This is a genomic window from Marinobacter sp. DY40_1A1, assembly GCF_016597815.1.
Lineage (GTDB): Bacteria > Pseudomonadota > Gammaproteobacteria > Pseudomonadales > Oleiphilaceae > Marinobacter > Marinobacter xiaoshiensis.
On record NZ_VCHA01000003.1, the window covers coordinates 17,367 to 40,226 of the forward strand.

Here is a 22,860-nt window from a genome sequence, read left to right on the forward strand (position 1 = left end):
CCACTACGAGACAAAACGTCTATCCCGGTCGGCGCCAAACTGTAGCAACGCCAAAAAGCATCGTGCATGGCAGAAATGACACAGGCCCGGGCTTCTGGGCCAGCGTCGTTTTTATGGACACTTAAAGGAGTCGGCCGTCAGGCCAACGGCAGCGCTGAAAGCAGTATATTCCGCCGCACCATGTGCTCCTGCATCACCGCCAGCTCTTCGCTCGCCATGTGTTCGGCAATGGCGAGAAGCTCCCCGTCAGCTCGGCCTTTCAGCCTTGTCAGGGCGACGGACTGGTTACGGTGCACTTTGGGTTGGTTAAATGGCGTGTGCTTGCCAAGTTCACGCCAACTGGCAGGGACGAGTGTGCTGCCTTTGCCCTGATCGAGAGCGAGGGACTGCCCGGATGGGTCGAAATCGAAAAACCAGGCAAGTTTGTCTGCGGGTTGATTGCTGACCAGCTCTGTAACACCGCGAACGTTTTCCCTGTGCCCCCGGTACAGGATGATTGAGTCCGCGAAGGAATCCGGAAGCATGATATCCCCCCAGTAAGGCATCAACCCCCCGTTTTCGATAATCACTAAATTCTGAGTTTTAACGTGTTCAGCATCCAGGCAGTCCGGTCGAACGCTGAGCACACTGCCCTGAGGTGTTGTGACATTCTCACCGCTTACCCTTAAATGTGCAGTTCCGGCAGTCGCCAACACAAGCAGTTCGCCGAAGACTGAATCAGGGCTGAGCTTTTCACTGGCATTGTGGCTGGCCATTGCCATGCGGCCACCAGCACGGGAATCATATTGCGGGTCTAAACCATGCTCAGCTTTGGCGTATTCTCTAAGCCGTTGGCGCTCTTCCGGCGTGAAGCGAATCTCCTTGCCAACGACCTGCCCTACACCCGTCTCTGCGCATATCTGGTCCCAGACTTTTCCGCGCCTGACCGATGACTTGCCGCCCCTTAACAAACGCTCAATGGCTGCAATTTCAGCCGGCATTGCTATGCCTCAGGGTGAGGTCAGAAACCATCACATTATCTGGATAGATCCGGTGTGGCACCTGATGGTAGATCACCTCAATATACTGCTGATCCCCATCAGACAAGGATTCGATCTCTGAAACAATGGCCTGCAGCCAATCGGCTTTATCTATCTTCAAGCCAGTGCTGGTCAAGGCTTCAGAAGCAAGAATGCTGCGTTCACCCAGAGCGCCATCAACCACCATCTGAATCAACTCCTCAATGGCTTCTTCTACCGGGTCGTCTTCTTCAACTTCTGTTTCACCTGCTACGTCAAAGTTGACTGTAGCCACGTCATCGGGAACTGGCTTATCTTCTATTTCAACAGGGATTGTGCGGGCCTTTGCAGCAATCTCTATCAGCTCCAGATCGTCGGCTGAATCATAAATATCGCCAAAGCCCTTTATCTGAAACGGCTCTACCGTATTCAGAAACTCCGGAACATACCTCAGGTCCAGATGGTCGATGGAGGGTTCGAATCCGCGGTTGTTAATAAAGTGCGCTTCAAAGGCACCCACCATTCGGCTTAGCCGTTGATCCTCACGCATGCGCACCAGCATTTTGCGCAGCTGGTTAAGGGCGTAGGAGAGGTTCTTCTGTGAGGATTCCAGGGTGGCGGGCAAATGCCGCAATAACAGTCGCTTCAAGAAGGCATCGGAGCCCGCCTGCTCCGCCAGCTCCCGTATACGAAAGCTTTCAAACAAGGTAATCAGACGACCCGCGCGCTCGATAACCCGCTCGTTTTCACGGATGCGCAATTGCAAGTCTGTGATGTAAGCGAAGCCGGTATTGATGTATGTGGCGAAGGCCTCCGTGGCGTTTCGGATATCCTCAATAACATCCGCAAGGCATTCCTTGATTTCACCTTCCAGCCGATCAATATCACTCAGAGCCGATCGCTTTTTTGCTTCTTTGTATTCCAGAAACAGCTCACTGAGTTGCTGCCAAAGAATATCCACCTGAGCATTGGCGTAACGGCGTCGTTCAGACTCGGTGATGTGATCCAGAAACTGAACCAGCACCTTCTTCAGTTGCAGGTCTTCGTTGTCACCAATCCGCCAAACCAGGCGGTGGTGTTCAAGGGTTTCGATCAGGCCAAGGTTGTCATCGGAATCCGGCACCCGGTTGCCGTTTCGCAGGTGGGCCTCCAGAATCGCTTCGCCATATTTGGCCAACGCACGAAGCGTTCCGTGGGCATCATGAGCGCGGGCCATCAGTGCAGCCTCATTTGCTCGGAATCTGTGTCGTCAGAGCCCTGAATGCCTTCGTGGGTCTGTATGAATGTCATGGCATCGTACAGCCAGCTCCAACGGCCAGTGGCCCTGAAAAGGCTGCCGCTGGTGCCTACCGACTTCAGGTACCCCATCTTCTCCAGACTGGAGAGCACAGCACGAATCTGGCCAGCAGAGTCTGCACGCTTGGTATGAAACACCTTTTTCTCCGCCAGCGATCTCAGTTTCGATTCCAATGCAGGCGCTGCCGCAATGCGATCCAGAATGGCGCCCTCAGACAGCTTGTCCCCGGGCAAAATCGGCCGGTCGTTTGCCTCCAGCATCATCACAAGCCGCAAAAACTGCACAAAGGCTTCAAGGTTGTTGGCAACATCCCGAAACTGGTGGCGAATCGCATCTTTGGTATCGGAGTCGGAGGTGTCCAGATAGGCGCAAACGAAGGCATCGTGAGCACTGGTCTGACGAAGCGTTCGATTTATCTGAGCCAGGAATCGATTCACAGAATCCTGATTGGCGGGCATAAGAAGGTAGTTGTACAACTCATCGTCACTGACCTCACAGATAACCCGCTCCTGAAGCAGGACCGTTACGGTTCGCTCGAATAACGGACTACTCATGGCTTGTCACCTCATCTGCTACTTGTACATCCTGGCTCACGCTCGAGAACAACTCCGCGTGTTTTCCTTCAATCCCGGAGGATTCGTAGGTGTGAATCCGTCCCTGCTTGAGGGAGATCTTATTCTCAAAGAACTTCCTCAAACTTCGGTCCAGCTTCGGGCAGGCAGAAATCATGGTGAGATTATTGGCCTCCAACATATCCGCCAGATGAGAGATGTTGTTGGGGCTGAGCGTGCCCAATTCATCTATGGGCCAGGTAATGCGCGTGTTCAAATCCGGGCACAGGTAGCGGGTGAGCCCCATGAATACAGTCATTATCGCCAGATAGGTCAGGCCGGTTGAGCTGGCCGACAGGAAGTCCGCATCGGTGCGGATGACCACCTGGCGGTCGTTTTCTTTCATTTCCAGGCGCATGTCGATCATCGACTCAACGCTGTCTTTTACCTTGGCATCACTGAGCGTGTCTGTAACCAGTTTAAAACGGCGCAGAATGGCATCGCTCGGTAGAGAGCGGCGATTCATTTGAATCCAGTTTTGCCATTGACCCACAAACTCTTTCAACGGCTGCCAGGTTTCGTCTTCGTAAATTCTGGGTTCCAGCACAACCTGTATGTCGCTCAGGCTTTCAATGTGCTGGTCGGTATTAATCTTTCTTTTCAGAAGGCTGGAAACTGCCTTCACTTCTCTAGCCATGACTTCCAGGCTGTCGAAATACTTCACCAGGCTGCCGGCTTCCGACACAAACTGGTCAATCAGTGCATCGCGAAGCTGGGGTATATCGGTATCCAATAGCTCTCGCAAATCCGGGACCCGCGCCAGCTTGAAGCTTTCCTCATGGTCCAACACCTCACCCGTCATCTGTCCACGCCGATAGGCTGAGAGTTTCTGCCATGCCTGCTGGATCTGGGTGTTGTCGTACCGGTTCAGGATTGCGGTGGCCTGGTCGAACGTGCCCACCACCTCTCTGCGTAATTGCTCCAGCTTTTGGTAGGCCCCCTGAAGCTCCTGGGTAAGATCGGCCATATTGCCCGGAAAGCCTTCTGAGAAGGTATTGCTCTGGAAATGCTTGAGCACAGCCTCTGCCGCTTCCGTTTGATCCCGCAGGTTTTTGATTGCTGCTTGATGCTCAGCAATAGAGACCTTCAGCTTGCTGTCCTGCTCTTTCCATGAGCGCTCTGCTTGCTCCCGGGTACGGGCGGCAGCCTCACATTTTGCCTTGGCTTGATTGGCTTGCTCGGTAAGCACTTCAACCTTGCACCACTCCTGCTCGCGCCATTTGCGATAGCCACGCACAAGGTCTTCAGACGCCACAATGGTTTCGACAGTGTCTTTGAGCTTGGCTAACGCCTCTCGAGCCTTTTGAACTTCCTTGGGATCAATCCCCTCTTCCGAAAGGCGCTGATCGTATATCTGGCGCTTACTCTTGAGCCGTGCTTTGTGGTCGGAATCCGCAGAAGCTATCAGCTCGCTTTGGTGGTCTATGCTGGATTGCAGCTCAGACTCTCTCTCTGCCCAATGAGCGCGCATATCCAGCACTTGTTGCTGGAATCCGGATTCAACCTCTCGTACGCCCTCACCCGTTTGCTCATCGAAGGCCTGCAGCTTGCCCTGGACGGCTTCAAGCTCTTTTGTGATTGTTGCAATCCGAGTGGCCTGCGCCTCTTTAACACGCTGGCGTACGTTAGCCAGTTTGTTCTGCGCGTTATCGCGGGCACGTTTGACCAGCGAGAACTCAGTTTCCAGCCGGTCGGCAGCGGCGGCTCGTTCCTTGTAGGTCTCATGCCTGCGCTGGGCCTCGCGCTCGGTATCCGCCCGCTGCTTGAACGCGGCCTGGCGCTCTGTATCTATGTTCCGGCTGCTTTCCTGCAAGGCTTCTTCAGAAGCTGCAAAATCCGGAATTGGCAAAGTATCCAATGCGAGCTGCCAACCCATAACAGCCGTGCTATTTGCAGTATGATCGCGGGTAGGTGCAAGATCCTTTCTGTGCAGCAGATCGGGATTGACGACTTTTGCCAAGTGGCTGCCCCACTCCGGGTCCTGGGCCCGCAGCTGTGATAACCAGGTACCGTCTTCAGGGGCAATCTGCCGTTGCAGTTCGTTAAACGTGTCTTCCAGCGCCTGGACCTTGTCATCCATTTGCTGAACCTGATCCTGCGCAACTTTCCAGTCCCGGTCTGCCTGATCTCTTTTACGTCCAGCTTCTAACCGATTTTCATGGGCCAGAGACACCTGTTCCGATGCTTCTTCTGCGGCCTGCTCAGCAACCGCAATTTCCTGCTGTTCAGTTTCCGTTTGCCCCGGGTTTTCCCGCAGCGCTAACAAGCGAGCCTGCTCACTCGTCAGTTCCGAGCGCTCCTCTGAACGGCCACCCTTGTACTCAGATACCGCCGTAACCTGACTTGTTTTGATGGAATTCAGTTTCAGATCATAGGCATGCTTTGCTGAGGTAAGCGCGTCAGTAGCTTCCCTCAGCCGCTGCTGGCGCTGAGCCTGCTGCTTCTCATGCTCGCGCTGGATACTCTGCTTTTCCTGCTCGTACTCGCCTTCTATCTCAGAGGCCTTACCCGTCAGGCTGTCGTAATCTGCTTGCGCTGTGGCCAAGCGCTGGCGGTAGTCGGCGAGATTATCGAAACTCTGGGCCAGCTCTGAGAGCCCATCCTCTTCATATCTGTCGTTCTGCTTGTGCAGGGCGGCTACTTGCCCGTCCAGGGATTCAAACTCGGCATTGCGATCCGTTACCTCTCGGGCCAGTTGGCGATCGCTGTCTTCAAACTCCGCTCTTCGATTGCTTCTATCTGCCTCAAGCCGCTCTTTCTGCTCCCCCAGTTCACTGACCTTCTCCCGGGCCTCATCAACAGACGCGTGCAGGTTGGCTACGGACTTATCCGCCTGTTCAAGAATCGCCCTGCGTTCTGCGTCCTTTCGCAAACATTCACGGATTTTTGCTTCCTCACCCGCAAAGGCAGAAAGGCTTTGTATGTCCGCGATCAGGTCTTTGCGATCAATGGCGCGAGGCTTGGCATGCTGGTGGATATTCTCGAACTGGGTTTCGCAGATCATGGTTTTGAAACTGCTGAGCAGCCGGTGCTTGTTCAACACCACATGGGTAAGCCGCTCAATGTTGGTCATCTGGGTGTCGCTGTCACCCAGACCATGCTCGGCCGCCAAGGCGCGGAGCGCTCGTGCATCCGCAGGCAACCTTTTCAGCAACTTTTGATTCCGCTGAATAATGGCCCGGTAGCTGGTAATGGTATCGATCATTTTCGAAGGGTTAACACCCCGGCTACGGAGCGCGGCAAACACGTCATCTGCACTGGCCCCGGCTTGAAGCAACGGCTTCACCTCTGGCGAGAAAAAGGTCTCCTCAGCAGAGCCAGCCACAAACCGGTAGCAGGGTTTTCCCTGTGCATGGCGATACATCACCGCACAGTGCAGCCCCGTGCTTCGCCGGTACTCGAAAATTATGAGGCTTTGGAAGGTGGGCAGGTAGTAGTCCAGAAAGGACAACTTGCCCGAAGCTTTGGTAACGATGCGCTCTGGCTCTTCGCCAAAAAATGCCGGTATAAGCGCCAGGACAGAGGTTTTGCCGGCCCCGTTCACACCACCCAGGTGCGTACGTTCGCGGCAGTCGATTTTGATGGTTCGCCCCTTCACTTGCTTGAAGGAGTGATGAAGGATGATGCTTTCTAGTCCGTAGCTAACAGTCTCGCCAGACAAACTGATTTCCCCGTAACGGCAGGTCGTTCTTGATACCCGCAGTATACAGGGAATAGTTTCCGGACAAAGCTATGGAGCTGGTTCAAACATCACTCAGCGCCGCTGGGCATAAACTATCTACCCAACGGCTCTGGATCTTGCTCTGGCAGGGGGCTATCAGCCTTTAAGCTTGGCGGCGATTTTTGCTACATGCTCACCTTGATGGCGGGCAATGCTCAGCTCACGCTCGTCTGGCTGGCGTGAACCATCACCGCCTGCAATTGTAGAGGCACCGTAAGGCGCACCACCACCAACTTGTGAGACATCAAACAGCGCTGGCGTGGTATAGCCGATTGGCACAATAACCATGCCGTGGTGCGCCAAGGTGGTCCAGGTAGAGGTAATTGTCATTTCCTGACCACCACCGGTACCGGTTGACGTGAACACGCTAGCCACCTTGCCTGCCAATGCGCCCTTGGCCTAAAGGCCTCCGGTCTGGTCGAAGAAGGTGCGCACCTGCCCCGCCATGTTGCCAAAGCGTGTGGGCGTGCCGACGATGATGGCGTCGTAGTCTGCCAGCTCGTTAGGCGTAGCAACCGGTGCAGCCTGATCAACCTTTCCACCCGCACCTTTGAAGGCCTCGGCATCCATGGTTTCCGGAATACGCTTCAGGGTCACTTCCACACCCGCTAAGCTGCGAGCACCTTCAGCAACGGTTTGCGCCATAGTTTCAATATGGCCGTACATTGAATAATAAAGAACCAGAATCTTCGTCATTTATGTATCCTTCATCTGTTTGGTTTGTACGCGTGTATGTATTCACCAAGAGCCGGGCAACACTCTTACCAAAGGTAGTAGTGCAGCCCGCTTCCAACAAGTCGAACTGGCTTCTTACGCCACGTCTACCAGTACGATTTCGCTGCTTTCCAAAGCCTTCACGTTCAGCAACTCTTCATCTCTAACCGCAACGCCATCACCGGCAGACGCTACCACTCCATTCACTTCAATCTTGCCGGTAGCTAAAACCAGATACACCTTACGCCCGGGGGCGATGTGATATTCAGTAGCCTGACCTGTCTCCAGAGTTGCTGCCACCATGCGAGCATCCGTGCGAATTGGCAGAGCCTCACCATCACCGGGCATGCCGCTCGCCAGGGTTACAAACGAGCCACTGCGCTCACCTTTGGGGAAAGGCTTGGTGCCCCAAGTGGGTGGCAAACCAACTTCGTTAGGCATGATCCAGATCTGGAAGATTTTGGTCGCCACATCTTCCTCATTCATTTCACTATGGGCAATGCCGGTTCCCGCACTCATTACCTGCACATCACCTGCTTCCGTGCGTCCCCGGTTACCAAGACTGTCCTGGTGGGTGATTGCGCCTTCGCGAACGTAGGTGATGATTTCCATATCCCGGTGCGGATGGCGTGGAAAGCCTGAGCGCGGGGCTATGGTGTCATCATTCCATACTCTGAGATTTCCCCAGTGCATGCGATTGGGATCGTAGTATTCGGCGAATGAAAAATGGTGGCGAGTATCCAACCAACCATGGTGGGCACCGCCGAGTTCACTGTGGGGTCTGAGTTCAATCATTGTAAGATCTCCTGCTTCGTGTCATTCGTGACGGTTAACTTTTCGCCTTAAGGGATCAGGACAATTTTTTCAGCCCCACCCTCATTTACCTTGTGGTAAGCCGCAACAGCTTCCGAGAGCGGCATCTCGGTAAAGTCTTCCGGTATTGGTAGCGCCCCTTCAAAGGCTGCACCAATCTGCTCAAACATGGTCGCGCACTCTTCCAGGCTGTATAGCAGCGAGTTGATGCCGATGACCGAACCACCGCGGCGGTAAAGAGCAAGAATAGGCATGCTAATCAGCCCGTCCACTGGCGCTGCGATAACCGCGATACGCCCGAATGCAGCCAGGGTATTCACTGCTGCTGGCAACCAGTAGCCGGTGGTGTCAAAAATCACCTCAGGCGCTTGCTGCTGAAAATGCGCCAGTGCCTGCTCTGGTAACTGCTCCGCCTCTGGCAACTCAAAAGCCTCAACACCTTTCGCTATCAGCTCTTGCACAACATCGGCCCGGCGCGCGGCCATGACCACATTCGCACCCCTTGCTTTGGACAGCGCTTGCGCTGCTCTGGCCACGGCACCGGCGCCGATGATCAGGAACCGGGTGCCCGCTTTAACCTGGCTACGCTCCAGGGCATCCCACGCCGTGATGTAGGGAACACCGAAGGTTGCCGCCTGAGCAAAGCTCAGTGATTCCGGTTTGGGCGCGACTGCATTCGCCGGTACAACCACATACTGAGCATGGCAGCCGTCCCGGGTAAAACTGAAATCTTTGCCCGTGCCGCCCCAGACCGCTTGGCCCAGAAGCTCTTCCGGTCCCTCCACAACAACACCTGAGAAGTCTCTACCGGGAATGCGCGGCGTTGTTGTGTAAGGAAAGCGACCGAGAACGTTTTTCAGGTCGCTGGGGTTCAGGCCAGCAGCCCGAACCTCAACAAGAACCTCGCCGGCACCGGGTACTGGCCTAGGCAGATCAATCACTTGCAGCGAATCGAGTGAGCCGGTTGCTGAAAACTGTAGAGCTTGCATAATCGACCTCGATAACAAAATTGAAAGTTGTGCCTTATCGGCGACTGCCACCAAACCGTTCCAGCAGCAGGTTATCCACTGCAAACCGACCACCGCCCTGAATAGCAAGGGCTACAGCCACAACAAACAAAGTCAGGCCGAACTCATAACCGTTGTTTTCCATGAACAAACCGTTGCCAATGTGCACGGTGAAAATGGCGACCAACATAGCAAAGGCAATAACTGCTGCGGCCGGGCGTGTCAGCAGGCCCAATACCAGCGCCAGCCCCCCGAAGAACTCAGCACCGCCAGCCATGAGGGCCATCAAATAACCTGGCTCCAGACCAATGCTGGCCATCCACTGCCCGGTGCCTTCAAGACCATAGCCGCCGAACGAACCGAAGAGCTTCTGCGCACCGTGTGCCGCCAGGGTCAGTCCAACCGGGACCCGCAAAACAAGCGAAGCGAATCCGCCATTGGAATTGAACAATGCGTGGGTAAGTTTGGAGCTCATGATGAATCCTCAAATAGTAGTCTGTTGATTTGCCTCCTGAAGCGTCGCTCCAGATAATGAGCCTACTTTACTATCGCCCATTCGAAAGAATAAGATGGCAGATGTTGCGTTACTATCAACACAGCGTTGATAATCATTGAGCCTACAAAGTCAGGATGAACCTATGGATCGCCTTGATGCCATGCGTGCTTTTGTTACGGTTGTTAGTGAAGGCGCCTTCACTCGCGCCGCCGAAAAGTTGGACATGTCACCCCAACTCGTCAGCAAGTATGTTTCTCAACTGGAAAAACATCTTGGCGTGCGCCTGCTCAACCGCACCACCCGCCAGCTTCACCTCACAGAGGCAGGCGCCAGCTATCACCTGCGGGCTCAACAGGTGCTGCACGATATTGAAGACATGGAGTGCCAGATTGGCGACCTGCAAACCGAGGCTCGTGGCATGCTGAGAATCAGTGCGCCGGTCTCTTTCGCCATTCGCCATATGGCGCCGTTATTGAGTGAGTTCCAGAAAGCCCACCCTGGTGTAGGCATCGACTTGCAACTTAATGACCGCAAGGTTGACCTGGTTGAAGAGGGGTTCGATGTAGTACTGCGGATCGGTCACCTCAAAAGCTCCTCTCTGATTGCCAAGCGCATTGCTCCGATCAGAATGGCAGTGTGTGCATCCCCGGATTATCTGAAACAGAATGGCACCCCCAAGCAACTGGAGGATCTGCAGGGCCACCGCTACCTGCGCTACAGCTACATTGAACTCGATTCCAGCCAGCCCCTGCACCGGTGGCTGCAAAACAACGGGCAAAATGACAGCAACGGTATGAGCAGCAATAATGGCGACGTACTGGTTGAATCTGCCATCGCAGGCTCGGGGATTGTCTTGCAGCCTACATTTATCTCTGGCCCGGCAATCAAGGAAGGCAAGCTGCAGGTCATACTGCAGGAATTTGAACCTGAGCCCATGGGGCTTTACGCGATGTATGCCCACCGCCAACTATTGGCGAGCAAGGTTCGTAGTTTTGTTGATTTTATCGATGGGTATTTCGGTGACCCGCCCTACTGGGATTGAGCGGGCACCTGCTTATGCTTTTGCGGCTTCGAGGGATTTGTATCGCTCGGCTAATTCCGCACGAATGGCACGACGCTCTTTACCGTTGGCAAAGCGCCTGATTTCATCTTCAGTACGCGGTTCCAGCGGAGGGACTTTTACTGTTGCCCCAGTCTCATCAACCGCCACCATGGTGAAAAAACAACTATTGGTATGCCGGACCATCTGCTCTTGTATATTTTCAGTGATCACCTTGATGCCCACCTCCATTGAGGTGTTGCCCGTGTAGTTAACGCTGGCCAGAAAGGTAACCAGCTCACCCACGTGAACAGGCTGGCGAAATGTCACCTGATCCACCGACAGAGTAACCACATAGTTTCCCGCATAGCGGCTTGCGCAGGCATAGGCCACTTCATCAAGATATTTGAGCAAAGTGCCACCGTGAACGTTACCCGAAAAGTTGGCTTTGTCCGGGGTCATTAAAACGGTCATGGTCAGTGTTGAAGATCCGAGTGCCATATTATCCTCTTGGTGGAGCGTCTCTATAGGCTCCAGAATCAGTGATAATATGGCTAGCGTCAACCACGAGGAGCTGGGTACCGGTTAACGGGCCTTCCCAGCTGTTTTCTTCACGCTCTCCTGCTGCTCGATTTCTACCGCGGTTAAACCTTTTTTCTTCCCCTGCAGATACCTCAAGTACGCAGGTATGTGCGTTTTACCCATGTACTTATCAAGATACGGCAGGAAGCCCGCGTAATTGCCTTTGAATTTAGCGTGGTGAAAATCGTGATAAACAGGGCCTTCGTACACAGGCAGCAGATGCACCGGGTTCCAGGGGATGTCATAGCCAATGTGGCCGTCTGCACCTTCAATTTGCCGGATGATCACCCAAAGCCAAACAACATAGATATGTGCGCCCAAAAGAATGGGGCCTATCAAGGTGAGCGTTGCGGTTAACGTATATTCCAGCCAGTGCATGTAGTTACCGTTGATTCCGCAGGTATTGCGGATTCGATGGTGCACGCTGTGCACATTTCTCAACAGCCATTTGTTCTCGTGCATGTACCGGTGCATCCAGTAATACAGAAAATCATCCAGCAACACGAAAAACACCAACTGCGCCAAAATCACATACCACGCAGGCAGTTCGTTGTTATGCACGCCGGTATGTTTCAGCAGCGGCCAACTCAGCACCAGCAGCGACGCCAGAATAATGTTGTTAACGAGTATGCGTCCGAGGGAAGGCAGCAGAAACTTTTTAACCTCAAATGGCTTTTGCTGGATTTTGTATTTTCTCAGCGAGACAGGATCCAGCCAGGCAACGATGGTCCAAGGCGTTGCCACAAGCAAAAACGCCGCCATGCTGATGGCCAGTGTGGCCATAGGAAACTGCCAGAACCAGGGATCGTTATAAAATCCATCCCACAAACCAAATACATTCATACCGACTCCAGACAACCTGAATCCATGATCAAAATGCGGTTATCAATAAGCTGGATCACTTCTTCCTGTACACAGTTCCAAAGCTCAGATCACCATAGGTGACCGTTGGCCGATACCCGGGAAAGCCCCAATAGCTGGTCAGCTCAGAGGAATTGGCCATGTTGGGGAAATCTGTATACAGCGGATGATTACCGGCGATGGTTTTCTCAACCACCATAGAAATGTATTGATCCAGCCCGCCCTCAAGGGTGTTGCCATTCAAAATCACTTCCATACCGGTTTGCTGTGCGTATTTCTTCAAGCCAGGAATCCGTGAATGCAGAGGCGCATAACAATCCGGGCCAACACCGTTTTCGCTGGTTACCTTTAGCCCTTCCGGCGTATGAGCCACGAAAGAGTGGTTACCCACGGTATGGCCGGGCGTGCGAATCAGCGCCAGCCCATCACCAATCATCACATCCCCATCCAGCTGAATAATGCGATCTTCCGGAACACCCGCCAGCCCATTTGGGCAGTACCAGTCGATCTGTGGTGGCATCAGGAAATTAGCTGAAGTCCACTCCTCTCTCATCACCAGAAGCTTGGCATTGGGGAACAAACCTGGATTCTTGCTATCGCCTAGCCAGCGACGAATATCCTGGGTGTGCAGATGGTCATAGCTGATGTAGTCCACATCTTCCGGCGTCAAACCAGCCTGCTGCAGACACGCTTCAACCGCATTGATTTCAGGCGCGAGAAACTTTTTAACCAACTCTTTGAGAGGGCCAGCCTTGTCGATCACCTTCCGGAAATACGGGGTTTCTGCGTTCGCTTCGGCATCTGAAGGCGAGAGCAGTATCGTTTTCACACCCTCTTCACTATCAACCTGCACAATAAACAGGCGATTCAGGATATGAATAAAAGGACTTGGAATAACATTGCAGTTCAGAAAAGCGTACTTGGTGGGGTACGGCACACGGATCAAGCCCATACTCTGATAAAACCTGGCCTGGGGTTTTGCCAACATGTCATCGCGGAAACTGACCGCCGCTTTCCGCATGCTTTCCAGTCGATAGTGCGCAGTATGGCACTTACGAGCCTCTTCAAAATGCTTGATCGGCTTGATAATGCTGCTTTCAATCGTACCGGTTTTGAGAATACTGCCCATGTGCCGCCTATTTATAATTGTTGTAGTGTCTGTGACTCGAATTGAAAAGCATCCTAGCCTGCTTTAACCTGACTTAATTGTTGGATCACGAATAAAAATTACTATAAGGCGGCAATCTTGATCAACAAACCAGAAGCAAACACTTCGCGAAACCACCCACTCAACTTTGTGGTTGGAGCCTACATTCAGCCCATTCTCGTAGCCTATCTTCAACAAGGCGGCCGACTCTCTCCTCTAGCAGATGCTGCCGCTGTTAACGACCTGTGGATGATTAACCCTCCGGAAACAATTGCGGTAGAAGACTATTTTCGACTTTTTCTGAGCGCAAGCGAACTTCTCAAAGACCCCTTGCTCGGCATCAAGGCGGGGCAAAGTGCAGGCCTCGAAAACTTCGATGTGCTGGGTGAAGCCTTGACCAATCTACGAACCAAATCACTGACTCTCGGGCATGCCTTACATCAGATGATGACTCTTGAACGACTGGTGCATCGCTTGGGTACCTCTCGCATAGAATCAGGTGGCGGGAACATTCGTCTTATCTGGCGAGCCCATTTTCAGCAACACAAAGCGGCCCGGCTGGTATGTGAAAGTGTAATTGCAGGAATTATCCATCTTGCGGAACAGCTAACGGGGCGATTGATACCTGTAATGGAAGTGTGCTTCGTTCATGCAAGGCCAGCGGATTATCACGAAGCGGAGTACCAACAGGGATTCCGGGCACAATGCCGGTTCAGCCAAAGCCATAACAGCATTATGTTTGCCGCAGACGTATTAGCCTGGCCTTTAAAAAACATAGCTCGCCCATCCGTTGCCGACTCCACCGCAGGGCAAGTGGTTGAGCAGGTAAAAAACCATGTTGGGAAGAACCTGCTAAACAGCCCAAAGCTCCCCCAAATAGCCGCCATTCTAGGGCAAAGCGAACGCAGCTTGCAGCGCCAGCTAAAACAACAGGGAACCAGCTATCAACAACTATTGGCCGATGTTCGCTTACACCATGCCCAGGATTATCTGCAGTATTCGAATTTGAGTATTTTGCAGATCAGCCAGTTGCTGGGGTTCAGGGAACAGAGTTCGTTTAACCACTTTTTTTTAAGGGGCAGCGGAATGTCGCCTAAAAAGTGGCAGGAAGTGAATCGGGCTGGGGCTGCGGCTGGGTAAAACTTAATAAGGCGGGGGCAGACTGTCATCAGGCGTTAATCAAGTGCGGGCAATATTGGCGCCTGTACAGCCTGAGATTAAACAACCGCCCCGTTCTCGCCAACTAAAGCGATGCCGGGACGAACCCAAAATGTCCAACAGAAGGACTCTGTTATGAAAGTTTCGTTTATATTGCCTCTGTTCATCGGTGCTCTCGCCATGTTATCCGGCTGCAACGACAGCGATAGCAACGCCAACGTACCTGAAGCGAGCCCTTCAGATAACAACGAGCAGCTGGTTCAGCTCGGCCCAAGGCCTTACTTTCTGGTTAATGATATGGATGACGGTGAGCTGAAAAGTAAGCTGCAAGCATGCGAATCCATACCTGCAGTCTCGACCGACTTCTCCATTGCCCACCGGGGGGCGCCATTGCAGTTTCCTGAACATACCCGCGAATCGTATGTAGCGGCGGCCAAAATGGGAGCCGGAATCATTGAGTGCGACGTTGCCTTTACCAAAGACCGGCAATTAGTTTGCCGTCACGCACAGAACGATCTGCACACCACCACCAACATCGTGGCCATACCGGAGCTGAATGCCAAATGTACCAAGCCTTTCGTGCCTGCCAATCCAGGCGCTGGCACAAAAGCTGAGGCCGAATGCCGCACCAGCGATATCACGCTGGCTGAGTTCAAGTCGCTCCGAGGGAAAATGGATGCGTTTGATGAGAATGCCACCACTCCTCAAGAGTATTTGGGCGGCACCGCCGATTGGCGCACGAACCTGTATGCCACTGAGGGCACTCTATTAAGCCATCGCGAAAGCATCGAACTGATCAAAAAGCTGGGCCTTAAGTTCACCCCGGAGCTGAAGACACCGGTGGTCGATATGCCTTTTGAGGGTGACTACACACAAGAGGATTATGCTCGGCAGATGATCAATGAATACATCGCTGCCGGTGTGAAGCCCGAGGATGTATGGCCACAGTCGTTCCTGCTGGACGATGTTGCTTTCTGGGTTAACCAAATGCCCGAATTTGGCCGCCAAGCCGTATTTCTGGATGAGAAAAGTAACGACCCGGATAACGTGTCTATGGCATATATGGAAAGTCTCGCCCAAAAAGGTGTTTCCATTCTGGCGCCGGCACTCTGGAAAATGCTGACTCTAAACGGCCACCAGGAGATCGTGCCATCCGAGTACGCGCTCAATGCCAAGGCTGCTGGCCTTGATTTGATTGGTTGGTCTCTGGAACGCAGTGGGCCGCTCGCCGAAGGTGGTGGCTGGTACTACCAAACTGTCAACGATGCTATTAACAACGACGGCGACATTTATACAGTAATTGATGTGCTGGCTCGCGAGATTGGTGTCATAGGCATTTTTTCAGACTGGCCTGCGACGACAACCTACTATGCCAACTGTATGGGCCTGAAGTAGTCCCGCAATCGAACGTTCGTTAATGCCATACCAGAGCCAGCGGATGCCGTTATCCGCTGGCTTTCTTCGCTGCCCCAACCTTTCAATCCCCTGCTCGCCCGATTAACAGACACTTCCAACATCCTGTCTTTGTCACGGAACCATAACAATCCCTGGTTAGTATCTGGCCGATGATGCTTCATAACCTGAGGATGCAAATATGAATAAGTTGATGTCTCTTACATGTGCTGCTCTGATGACGCCTATGCTCGCGCAGGGCGCATTCAAACTGGACTCCCGATACAGCGACAATGACGGGGATCTGATTGCTGACATTCCTGCCGAGTCTGAGCAGATCGATCCCTCCACTCTGATTTTTGCTTACACCCCGGTAGAAGACCCGTCTGTTTACGCTGAAGCCTGGTCCGACTTTCTCGATCATCTGTCTGAGAAAACCGGTAAAAAAGTTCAGTTTTTTCCGGTCCAGTCGAACGCAGCGCAAATTGAAGCCATGCGCGCAGGTCGCCTCCATATTGCCGGTTTCAATACCGGATCCAACCCGATAGCCGTTGCCTGTGGCGGCTTCCGCCCTTTCACCATTATGGCGTCCGCTGATGGCTCATTCGGCTACGAGATGGAAATCATCACCCACCCTGATTCGGGCATTACCGATGTAGACGGACTGCAAGGTCGCGAATTGGCATTCACCTCCGAAACCTCGAACTCAGGCTTCAAAGCGCCCTCTGCAATATTGAAAGCGGATTATGATCTTGTTCCAAATAGAGACTTCACGCCGGTGTTTTCCGGCAAGCACGACAACTCTGTGCTTGGCGTTGCCAATAAGGACTATGACGCCGCCGCAGTCGCCAACTCCGTTATGGCGCGAATGCTGAATCGGGGCGTTGTCAACGAAGATCAGATCGTGTCTCTGTACAAGTCTCAGACCTTCCCGACCACAGGGTATGGCGTTGCTCACAACCTGACGCCAGAGCTGCAGGACAAAATCCAGCAGGCATTTTTTTCCTTTGAATGGGAAGGAACTTCTTTGGAAGAGGAGTTCTCCAAGTCAGGTGAAGCTCAGTTCATCCCGATTACTTTCAAGGAGCACTGGGAAGTTATTCGTAAGATCGATGATGCCAACGGCGTAGTTTATAACTGCCGCTAAAGACTCAGTCCCCAAACCGCCTTCAGCGGGTTGAGCATGTCGCGAGATGTGCTCAACCCGCTGACTCATATAAATATCAGCAATGGCAAAAAAACTGTGCTTGAACTGAAATCCTTATCAAAAACCTACAAAACCGGCGACCGGGCACTGACCGACATCAGCTTCTCGGTGCCTGCAGGCCAGGTTGTAGGCCTTATTGGCCCCTCTGGCGCCGGCAAGTCGAGCCTGATCCGGTGTATCAACCGTCTGGTTGAACCCAGTTCCGGCAGCATTTACCTCGGTGAAACAGAACTGACCAAACTCAGTGGCCGGGCTTTACGCCAGGCTCGTCGCCGTATCGGGATGATTTTCCAGGAATATGCTCTCGTTGAGCGCCTTACAGTAATGGAAAATGTGCTCTCAGGCCGTCTGGGGTATGTCTCCGGCTGGCGATCCTTCCTGCGCCGATACCCACAAACTGACATCGACCAGGCATTCGGCTTGCTGGAGCGAGTCGGGCTGGGTGATCACTACAACAAGCGGGCAGATGAACTTTCTGGCGGCCAGCGCCAACGAGTAGGTATCGCCCGGGCGCTGGAGCAAAACCCGGAACTATTGCTGGCCGACGAGCCCACGGCGTCGCTCGACCCGAAAACGTCTCGCCAGATCATGCGCCTGATTCAAGGCGTCTGCCGGGAAATGAACCTTCCAGCCATCATTAACATTCACGATGTAGTGCTGGCACAAAACTTCGCCGATCGGATCATCGGGTTACGGGCAGGCCAAGTAGTGTTCGATGGCCCACCGTCAGCCTTGTCCCATAAGGCACTGACCTGCATCTACGGAGCAGAGGATTGGGACCAGGTGCAACAGAGCAGCGAGTCACAAAACGACGAGTTTCTGTTCAGCAACGCCAAAGTGCTGGAGCTAACATGACCGGCGCAATCACGTCTTTGAGGACCTGGAAGCGGCCTCCGGTACTACTTAAAGACCCACGATGGCGCTGGACCATTTTGTTAGGGAGTGCGATCTACCTGGTTCTGGCGATCAGCTCAGTGGAGGTCAACTGGTTTCGGGTTTATGAAGGTCTTGAGCGCGGCTGGAAGTTCATTCAAGGGTTTCTGTCGCCGGATTTCAACTCCCGCTGGCGGGACATCCAGGCTGGGCTGGTCGAAAGCCTGACCATGACTCTAACCTCCACCGCAGCAGGTGTGTTGATCTCGGTACCCATCGGTATTGGTGCCGCCCGCAATCTGGCCCCGGCGCCGGTGTATATGTTCTGCCGCAGCCTCATTACGTTATCTCGCTCATTCCAGGAAATCATCATAGCGATTCTGCTGGTTGCGATGTTCGGATTCGGGCCCTTTGCCGGGTTCCTCACTCTGACGTTTGCTTCCATCGGGTTCCTTTCCAAGCTTCTGGCGGAAGACATTGAAGGCTGCGACAGCGCCCAGATAGAAGCCATTCGCGCGACCGGCGCAGGCTGGTGGCAGGTGGTTAACTATGCAGTCCAATCTCAGGTGATGCCAAGACTGATCGGCCTTTCTCTGTATCGGTTGGACATAAATTTCCGGGAGTCGTCGGTCATAGGTATCGTTGGTGCCGGCGGTGTTGGAGCCACTTTGAATACAGCTATTGATCGCTACGAGTACGATTCAGCTGGCGCCATCCTGATTATCATCATCGCTATTGTATTAGTGGTGGAATACTCATCATCCTACATTCGGCGGTGGGCCCAATGATTGCCAGTACAAACACGAAAACATGGCAGTTCAGAACTCCAAAACAACACCTGCTCCGATGGGCTGGCTGGTTCTGGCTGGTGGCTTTAACAGCATTCTGCTGGAACCTGATGACTGAAGACACCATCTGGGCCTTTGTAGCAGACGCACCCCGACAGGCTTCGGATATCGGTGGCCGCATGCTCCCACCGCGCTGGGGCTACCTCAATCAACTCTGGCAGCCGCTCTGGGATACGCTGAACATCGCAACTCTTGGCACACTGATCGGAGTGATCATCGCGATACCCGTTGCCTTCCTGGCCGCTGGCAACACCACCCCGAGCCGTCATTTTGTACGCCCGATGGCCCTGCTTATCATCGTAACCTCACGCTCCATCAACTCGCTTATCTGGGCGCTGCTGCTGGTCGCAATCATCGGCCCTGGACTTTTGGCAGGCATTGTCGCGATAGGCCTACGCTCGATCGGCTTCGTTGCCAAGTTACTGTACGAGGCCATTGAAGAGATTGATGAGAACCAGGTGGAAGCAGTGCGAGCAACAGGTGCCTCCCGGGTTCAGGTGATTGATTACGCGATTATCCCGCAGATCCTGCCGGCATTTTGGGGCATATCAGTGTTCCGCTGGGACATCAACATTCGCGAATCGACCATTCTCGGGCTGGTGGGTGCCGGCGGCCTGGGTCTGCAACTCCAGTCATCCTTGAGCACGCTAGCCTGGAACCAGGTAACGGTAATTTTTCTCGTTATAGTGGCGACTGTGGTCGTTTCTGAATGGGTGTCTGCGAAAGTTCGGCGGGCTGTGCTCTAAACGAGCATGATCGCCAGTAGGGTGAGTAACTCAAAACGAAAAAAGGCAAATCAGTAAGTTACTGATTTGCCTTTTAATATGGTAGCGGGGGCAGGATTCGAACCTACGACCTTCGGGTTATGAGCCCGACGAGCTACCAGACTGCTCCACCCCGCATCAAACTGGTTGTTGCCGAGTCGCCTCGATCAACGTGCGCGTATAATAAGGACTTGTGGGCGCGTTGTCAATTACTGTTTTCAAACAGATCTGTTGGGTAGTGGAGGTTTTCTGTCACCGACGCCTCGGGATTCTTGAAGAACCCAACCTGCTCCATGGCCTCCTGAACTGGCCGGAAGGACTTGCGATGTTCTGGCGTTACCCCCAACCGGAACAGGGCTTCCATGTGGACGGGCGTGGGATAACCTTTGTGTTTGGCAAGTCCGTAGCCGGGATACCTCTGCTCCAGTGCCTCCATCTCCCTGTCCCGGGTCACTTTGGCAAGTATGGATGCAGCGCTGATGGCCTCTACCCTGCTATCCCCCTTTACCACCGGCTCGGAAGGCCAATGCCATTTCGGGCATTTGTTTCCATCCACCAGCACGTACTCTGGCGCAACGCCCAAACCGGCAACGGCTCGCTCCATGGCAATCATGGTGGCTTGGTATATGTTGATCTGATCTATCTCATGGGCCTCACAACGGCCCAGACACCAGGCAGTCGCATGCTCAATAATTTCTTCGTAAAGAGCATTACGTTTTTTTTCTGTGAGTTTTTTCGAGTCTGCCAACCCTGCAATAGGCCGATCAGGATTCAGAATAACCGCTGCAGTCACTACCGCACCAATGAGTGGCCCGCGCCCTACCTCATCCACGCCAGCCAATAACCGGCCCTGATAGGCACATTCAAACGGAGGTAATGCAGGTGCTCGCGCCATTCAACGGGCTCGCTCTTCAACAAGCTCAGAAATTGCCTGGGCAGCTTTTTCGTCGGCATCCTGTTTCAAGGTGTGGTGAAGCTCTGAAAATGCCTCTACTAACCGGTCTCGCTCTTGCTGATTTTCCATGCGCTCCAGCACAGCAGCGCCGAGTGATTCCGGTGTCGCGTCATCCTGCAATAACTCAGGCACAAGAGGTTGCTTCGCCAACAGGTTAGGCAGTGAAACGTGAGGCACCTTCACCAGGCGGGAAATCACTGCCCAGCTGACGTTGCTCAAGCGATAGCCCACGACCATAGGCTTTTTCAGCAGCATAGCCTCTAGAGTCGCCGTTCCGGACGCCAGCAATACAACATCTGATGCAGCCATCACTTCCCGGGAGCGGCCTCTTACAATAGTGACCTGAAGCTTTACGTCGAGCGCTTCGATGAGATCACGAACCTGCTGTTCCCGTTCACGGTTCACACAGGGGATAACCAGTTGCACATCCGGCCGTTTGGCCTGAATCCAACGTGCGGCTTCCAGAAACAAGGTACCCAGACGTTCGACTTCACCAGCCCGGCTCCCTGGAAGCACCGCCAACAAGGGTGCACTCTCATCAAGTCCAAGGTCTTGGCGGGCTTTCCCTGTTTCGGGAACCAGCGGTATGCGATCTGCAAGAGGGTGCCCTACAAAGGCAACGGGCACCTGATGCTCTTCATAGAACCTGGCTTCAAATGGCAACAGGGTGAGCATCAGGTCGACAGACTTGGCGATTTTGAAAATTCGTTTCTGCCGCCAGGCCCAAACCGACGGGCTGACGTAATGAACTGAGGGGATGCCCGCTTCCCGACAACGCCGTTCGATAGCCAGGGTGAAATCCGGGGAATCGATGCCGATCACCACATCTGGTGGGGTGGCGAAGAAATAACTCAGGAGGCGTGCGCGTATACGAAAGAGTTCCCGGATACGGCCAAGGACTTCTACCAGGCCCATAACAGAGAGCCGCTCCATAGGAACCAGAGAGTGGAAACCTTCGGCTATCATTTCATCACCACCAATGCCGACAAATCGGGCTTTGGGGTAGCGGTTGCGAAGTGATCGGATCAGGCCGGCGCCTAAAATATCCCCGGACGCCTCACCTGCGATAATTCCAAAGGTTATACTGCGGTCACTGACAAATGCGGCCCGGGGATGATCCATCGAATAAAGCTCCTGCTGGCTCAGCGGATAATGCCGCGATGAGCTCCGCGCAAGGAGTCGATAAGCACGCGCACTTCTGGCGTATCGGAGTACTCTTCTTCCAGTTTCTCCACAGCCTGCTCAGTGGTTAGGCCCTGGCGGTAGATGACTTTGTAGGCTCGGCGCAGGGTCATTAGCACCTCTTTACTGAAGCCGCGGCGCTTGAGACCTTCAACATTCATGCCGTGTGGCTCCGCCGACTGGCCCGCAGCCATAACGTAAGCCGGAATATCCTTGAGCACGATACTGCCACCAGCTGCCATGCTGTGAGGCCCTATATGGCAGAACTGGTGCACCATGGTGCCACCGCCCAGAATAGCATGATCGCCTACCGTAACATGGCCTGCCAGCGTTGCGCAGTTGGCAAGGATGATGTTGTTGCCAATAACGCAGTCGTGGGCCACATGCACATAGGCCATCAGCAGGTTGTGACTGCCAACGCGGGTTTCACCTTGATCTTGTACAGTGCCACGGTGAATGGTGCAGTTCTCGCGAATGGTGTTGTTGTCACCAATAATGAGCGTGGTTGGCTCCCCGGCGTATTTTTTATCCTGACACTCTTCACCGATGCTGGAGAACTGGAAAATACGGTTGTTCTTGCCAATAATCGTTGGCCCTTTAACAACCACATGGGAAAGGATTTCTGTGCCTTCGCCAACTTCCACATTCGGGCCGATATAGCTCCAGGGACCAACCGTTACGTTATCCGCAAGTTTGGCTGATGGGTCTACTATCGCTTGGGGATGGACGCCCGACCAATCATTTGTCGCCATTAAACTTCTCTCTCAGCGGTCAGTATCTCTGCCACACAGACGACTTCACCATCGACCAATGCGCGACATTCAAATTTCCAGATACCGCGTTTTTCCGAGATAATTTCCGACTCCATGCACAGCCGGTCTCCAGGTAACACGGGGCGCTTGAAGCGTGCCTTACTGGTGCCTGCAAGATATTGTACCAGCCCATCCGAAGGTTTCCGCCCTACTGTTGCAAAACCGAGAATACCGGAAAGTTGTGCCATGGCTTCAATAATCAGAACCCCAGGCATAATCGGGTTACCGGGGAAATGGCCGTTAAAAAAAGGCTCGTTAAACGAGATATTCTTGTAGCCTTTGATCGACTTAGATTTTTCAAGCTCGGTAACCCGATCCACCAGCAAGAAAGGGTAACGGTGTGGCAGGTACTCCAGTATTTCATCAATATACATCATCGTGAT

Annotated in this window: 21 protein-coding genes, 1 tRNA gene and 1 pseudogene; 7 read left to right on the forward strand and 16 right to left on the reverse strand. The window is 53.5% G+C overall.

The features are described from left to right. Nucleotides 1-137: 137 nt before the first annotated feature. The 8 genes and pseudogenes from FFI61_RS08595 to FFI61_RS08630 all read right to left on the reverse strand — a co-directional run bounded on the left by FFI61_RS08595 (nucleotide 138) and on the right by FFI61_RS08630 (nucleotide 9,636). Nucleotides 138-980: a hypothetical protein gene (locus FFI61_RS08595; protein WP_200203972.1), complete on the reverse strand. Its 843-nt coding sequence runs from the start codon at nucleotides 978-980 to the stop codon at nucleotides 138-140. Further along, the gene (locus tag FFI61_RS08600; RefSeq protein WP_200203969.1) at nucleotides 970-2,214 is read right to left on the reverse strand and encodes a hypothetical protein; all 1,245 of its coding nucleotides are present in this window, start codon (nucleotides 2,212-2,214) and stop codon (nucleotides 970-972) included. The genes FFI61_RS08595 and FFI61_RS08600 overlap by 11 nt, the downstream gene beginning before the upstream one ends. Then, complete coding sequence (locus tag FFI61_RS08605) at nucleotides 2,214-2,849, reverse strand: condensin complex protein MksE (RefSeq protein WP_200369964.1); 636 nt, start codon at nucleotides 2,847-2,849, stop codon at nucleotides 2,214-2,216. The genes FFI61_RS08600 and FFI61_RS08605 overlap by 1 nt, the downstream gene beginning before the upstream one ends. Further along, nucleotides 2,842-6,567, reverse strand: coding sequence for an ATP-binding protein (locus FFI61_RS08610; RefSeq protein ID WP_200369965.1), 3,726 nt, complete (start codon nucleotides 6,565-6,567; stop codon nucleotides 2,842-2,844). The genes FFI61_RS08605 and FFI61_RS08610 overlap by 8 nt, the downstream gene beginning before the upstream one ends. A gap of 156 nt (nucleotides 6,568-6,723) precedes the next feature. Next, nucleotides 6,724-7,323, reverse strand: a pseudogene (gene wrbA, locus FFI61_RS08615) (NAD(P)H:quinone oxidoreductase). A 114-nt stretch (nucleotides 7,324-7,437) separates the two neighbouring features. Further along, nucleotides 7,438-8,136 carry a pirin family protein gene (locus FFI61_RS08620; RefSeq protein WP_200369966.1) on the reverse strand — a complete coding sequence of 233 codons (699 nt, stop codon included), beginning with the start codon at nucleotides 8,134-8,136 and terminating at the stop codon, nucleotides 7,438-7,440. A 47-nt stretch (nucleotides 8,137-8,183) separates the two neighbouring features. Then, complete coding sequence (locus FFI61_RS08625; RefSeq protein WP_200369967.1) at nucleotides 8,184-9,143, reverse strand: quinone oxidoreductase family protein; 960 nt, start codon at nucleotides 9,141-9,143, stop codon at nucleotides 8,184-8,186. A 34-nt stretch (nucleotides 9,144-9,177) separates the two neighbouring features. Then, nucleotides 9,178-9,636 (reverse strand): DoxX family protein, encoded by a 459-nt coding sequence (locus tag FFI61_RS08630; RefSeq protein WP_200369968.1) that lies wholly within the window; start codon nucleotides 9,634-9,636, stop codon nucleotides 9,178-9,180. A 163-nt stretch (nucleotides 9,637-9,799) separates the two neighbouring features. Between FFI61_RS08630 and FFI61_RS08635 the strand changes: the two genes are divergently transcribed. After that, on the forward strand, nucleotides 9,800-10,699 hold the full coding sequence (locus FFI61_RS08635) for a LysR family transcriptional regulator (RefSeq protein WP_200203940.1): 900 nt from the start codon (nucleotides 9,800-9,802) through the stop codon (nucleotides 10,697-10,699). A 12-nt stretch (nucleotides 10,700-10,711) separates the two neighbouring features. On the opposite strand, the gene FFI61_RS08640 is transcribed toward FFI61_RS08635, so the two are convergent. The 3 genes from FFI61_RS08640 to FFI61_RS08650 form a co-directional block, all read right to left on the reverse strand. Further along, on the reverse strand, nucleotides 10,712-11,197 hold the full coding sequence (locus FFI61_RS08640; protein WP_200203938.1) for an acyl-CoA thioesterase: 486 nt from the start codon (nucleotides 11,195-11,197) through the stop codon (nucleotides 10,712-10,714). Nucleotides 11,198-11,281: 84 nt separating this feature from the next. After that, on the reverse strand, nucleotides 11,282-12,121 hold the full coding sequence (locus FFI61_RS08645) for a sterol desaturase family protein (RefSeq protein ID WP_200203936.1): 840 nt from the start codon (nucleotides 12,119-12,121) through the stop codon (nucleotides 11,282-11,284). Between the two features lie 55 nt (nucleotides 12,122-12,176). Then, complete coding sequence (locus FFI61_RS08650) at nucleotides 12,177-13,268, reverse strand: hypothetical protein (RefSeq protein WP_200369969.1); 1,092 nt, start codon at nucleotides 13,266-13,268, stop codon at nucleotides 12,177-12,179. Between the two features lie 117 nt (nucleotides 13,269-13,385). Here FFI61_RS08650 and FFI61_RS08655 point away from each other — a divergent pair, with 117 nt between their 5' ends. From FFI61_RS08655 to phnE (FFI61_RS08680), 6 genes are all read left to right on the forward strand, one after another. Continuing rightward, nucleotides 13,386-14,426 (forward strand): AraC family transcriptional regulator, encoded by a 1,041-nt coding sequence (locus FFI61_RS08655; RefSeq protein WP_200369970.1) that lies wholly within the window; start codon nucleotides 13,386-13,388, stop codon nucleotides 14,424-14,426. Between the two features lie 153 nt (nucleotides 14,427-14,579). Beyond that, nucleotides 14,580-15,839: a glycerophosphodiester phosphodiesterase family protein gene (locus FFI61_RS08660; RefSeq protein WP_200369971.1), complete on the forward strand. Its 1,260-nt coding sequence runs from the start codon at nucleotides 14,580-14,582 to the stop codon at nucleotides 15,837-15,839. Between the two features lie 199 nt (nucleotides 15,840-16,038). Then, entirely contained in the window at nucleotides 16,039-16,983 is a 945-nt protein-coding gene (phnD, locus tag FFI61_RS08665) for a phosphate/phosphite/phosphonate ABC transporter substrate-binding protein (protein ID WP_200369972.1), read from the forward strand. Between the two features lie 36 nt (nucleotides 16,984-17,019). Next, nucleotides 17,020-17,898 (forward strand): phosphonate ABC transporter ATP-binding protein, encoded by an 879-nt coding sequence (gene phnC, locus FFI61_RS08670; protein WP_200369973.1) that lies wholly within the window; start codon nucleotides 17,020-17,022, stop codon nucleotides 17,896-17,898. Then, nucleotides 17,895-18,704, forward strand: a complete 810-nt coding sequence (gene phnE / locus FFI61_RS08675; RefSeq protein ID WP_200369974.1) for a phosphonate ABC transporter, permease protein PhnE — start codon at nucleotides 17,895-17,897, stop codon at nucleotides 18,702-18,704. The genes phnC and phnE (FFI61_RS08675) overlap by 4 nt, the downstream gene beginning before the upstream one ends. Before the next feature lie 110 nt (nucleotides 18,705-18,814). Then, entirely contained in the window at nucleotides 18,815-19,510 is a 696-nt protein-coding gene (phnE, locus tag FFI61_RS08680) for a phosphonate ABC transporter, permease protein PhnE (RefSeq protein ID WP_265092120.1), read from the forward strand. Nucleotides 19,511-19,589: 79 nt separating this feature from the next. On the opposite strand, the gene FFI61_RS08685 is transcribed toward phnE (FFI61_RS08680), so the two are convergent. The 5 genes from FFI61_RS08685 to fabZ form a co-directional block, all read right to left on the reverse strand. Continuing rightward, a tRNA-Met gene (locus tag FFI61_RS08685) sits at nucleotides 19,590-19,666 on the reverse strand. Nucleotides 19,667-19,733: 67 nt separating this feature from the next. Then, nucleotides 19,734-20,423, reverse strand: coding sequence for a ribonuclease HII (gene rnhB / locus FFI61_RS08690; RefSeq protein WP_200369975.1), 690 nt, complete (start codon nucleotides 20,421-20,423; stop codon nucleotides 19,734-19,736). Then, a complete protein-coding gene (gene lpxB, locus FFI61_RS08695; protein WP_200369976.1) occupies nucleotides 20,424-21,605 on the reverse strand; it encodes a lipid-A-disaccharide synthase in 1,182 nt (393 codons plus the stop codon). Between the two features lie 20 nt (nucleotides 21,606-21,625). Further along, nucleotides 21,626-22,417: an acyl-ACP--UDP-N-acetylglucosamine O-acyltransferase gene (gene lpxA, locus FFI61_RS08700; protein WP_200369977.1), complete on the reverse strand. Its 792-nt coding sequence runs from the start codon at nucleotides 22,415-22,417 to the stop codon at nucleotides 21,626-21,628. After that, nucleotides 22,417-22,854: a 3-hydroxyacyl-ACP dehydratase FabZ gene (gene fabZ / locus FFI61_RS08705; protein WP_200203908.1), complete on the reverse strand. Its 438-nt coding sequence runs from the start codon at nucleotides 22,852-22,854 to the stop codon at nucleotides 22,417-22,419. Before fabZ ends, lpxA begins: the two co-directional genes overlap by 1 nt. Nucleotides 22,855-22,860: the final 6 nt, after the last annotated feature.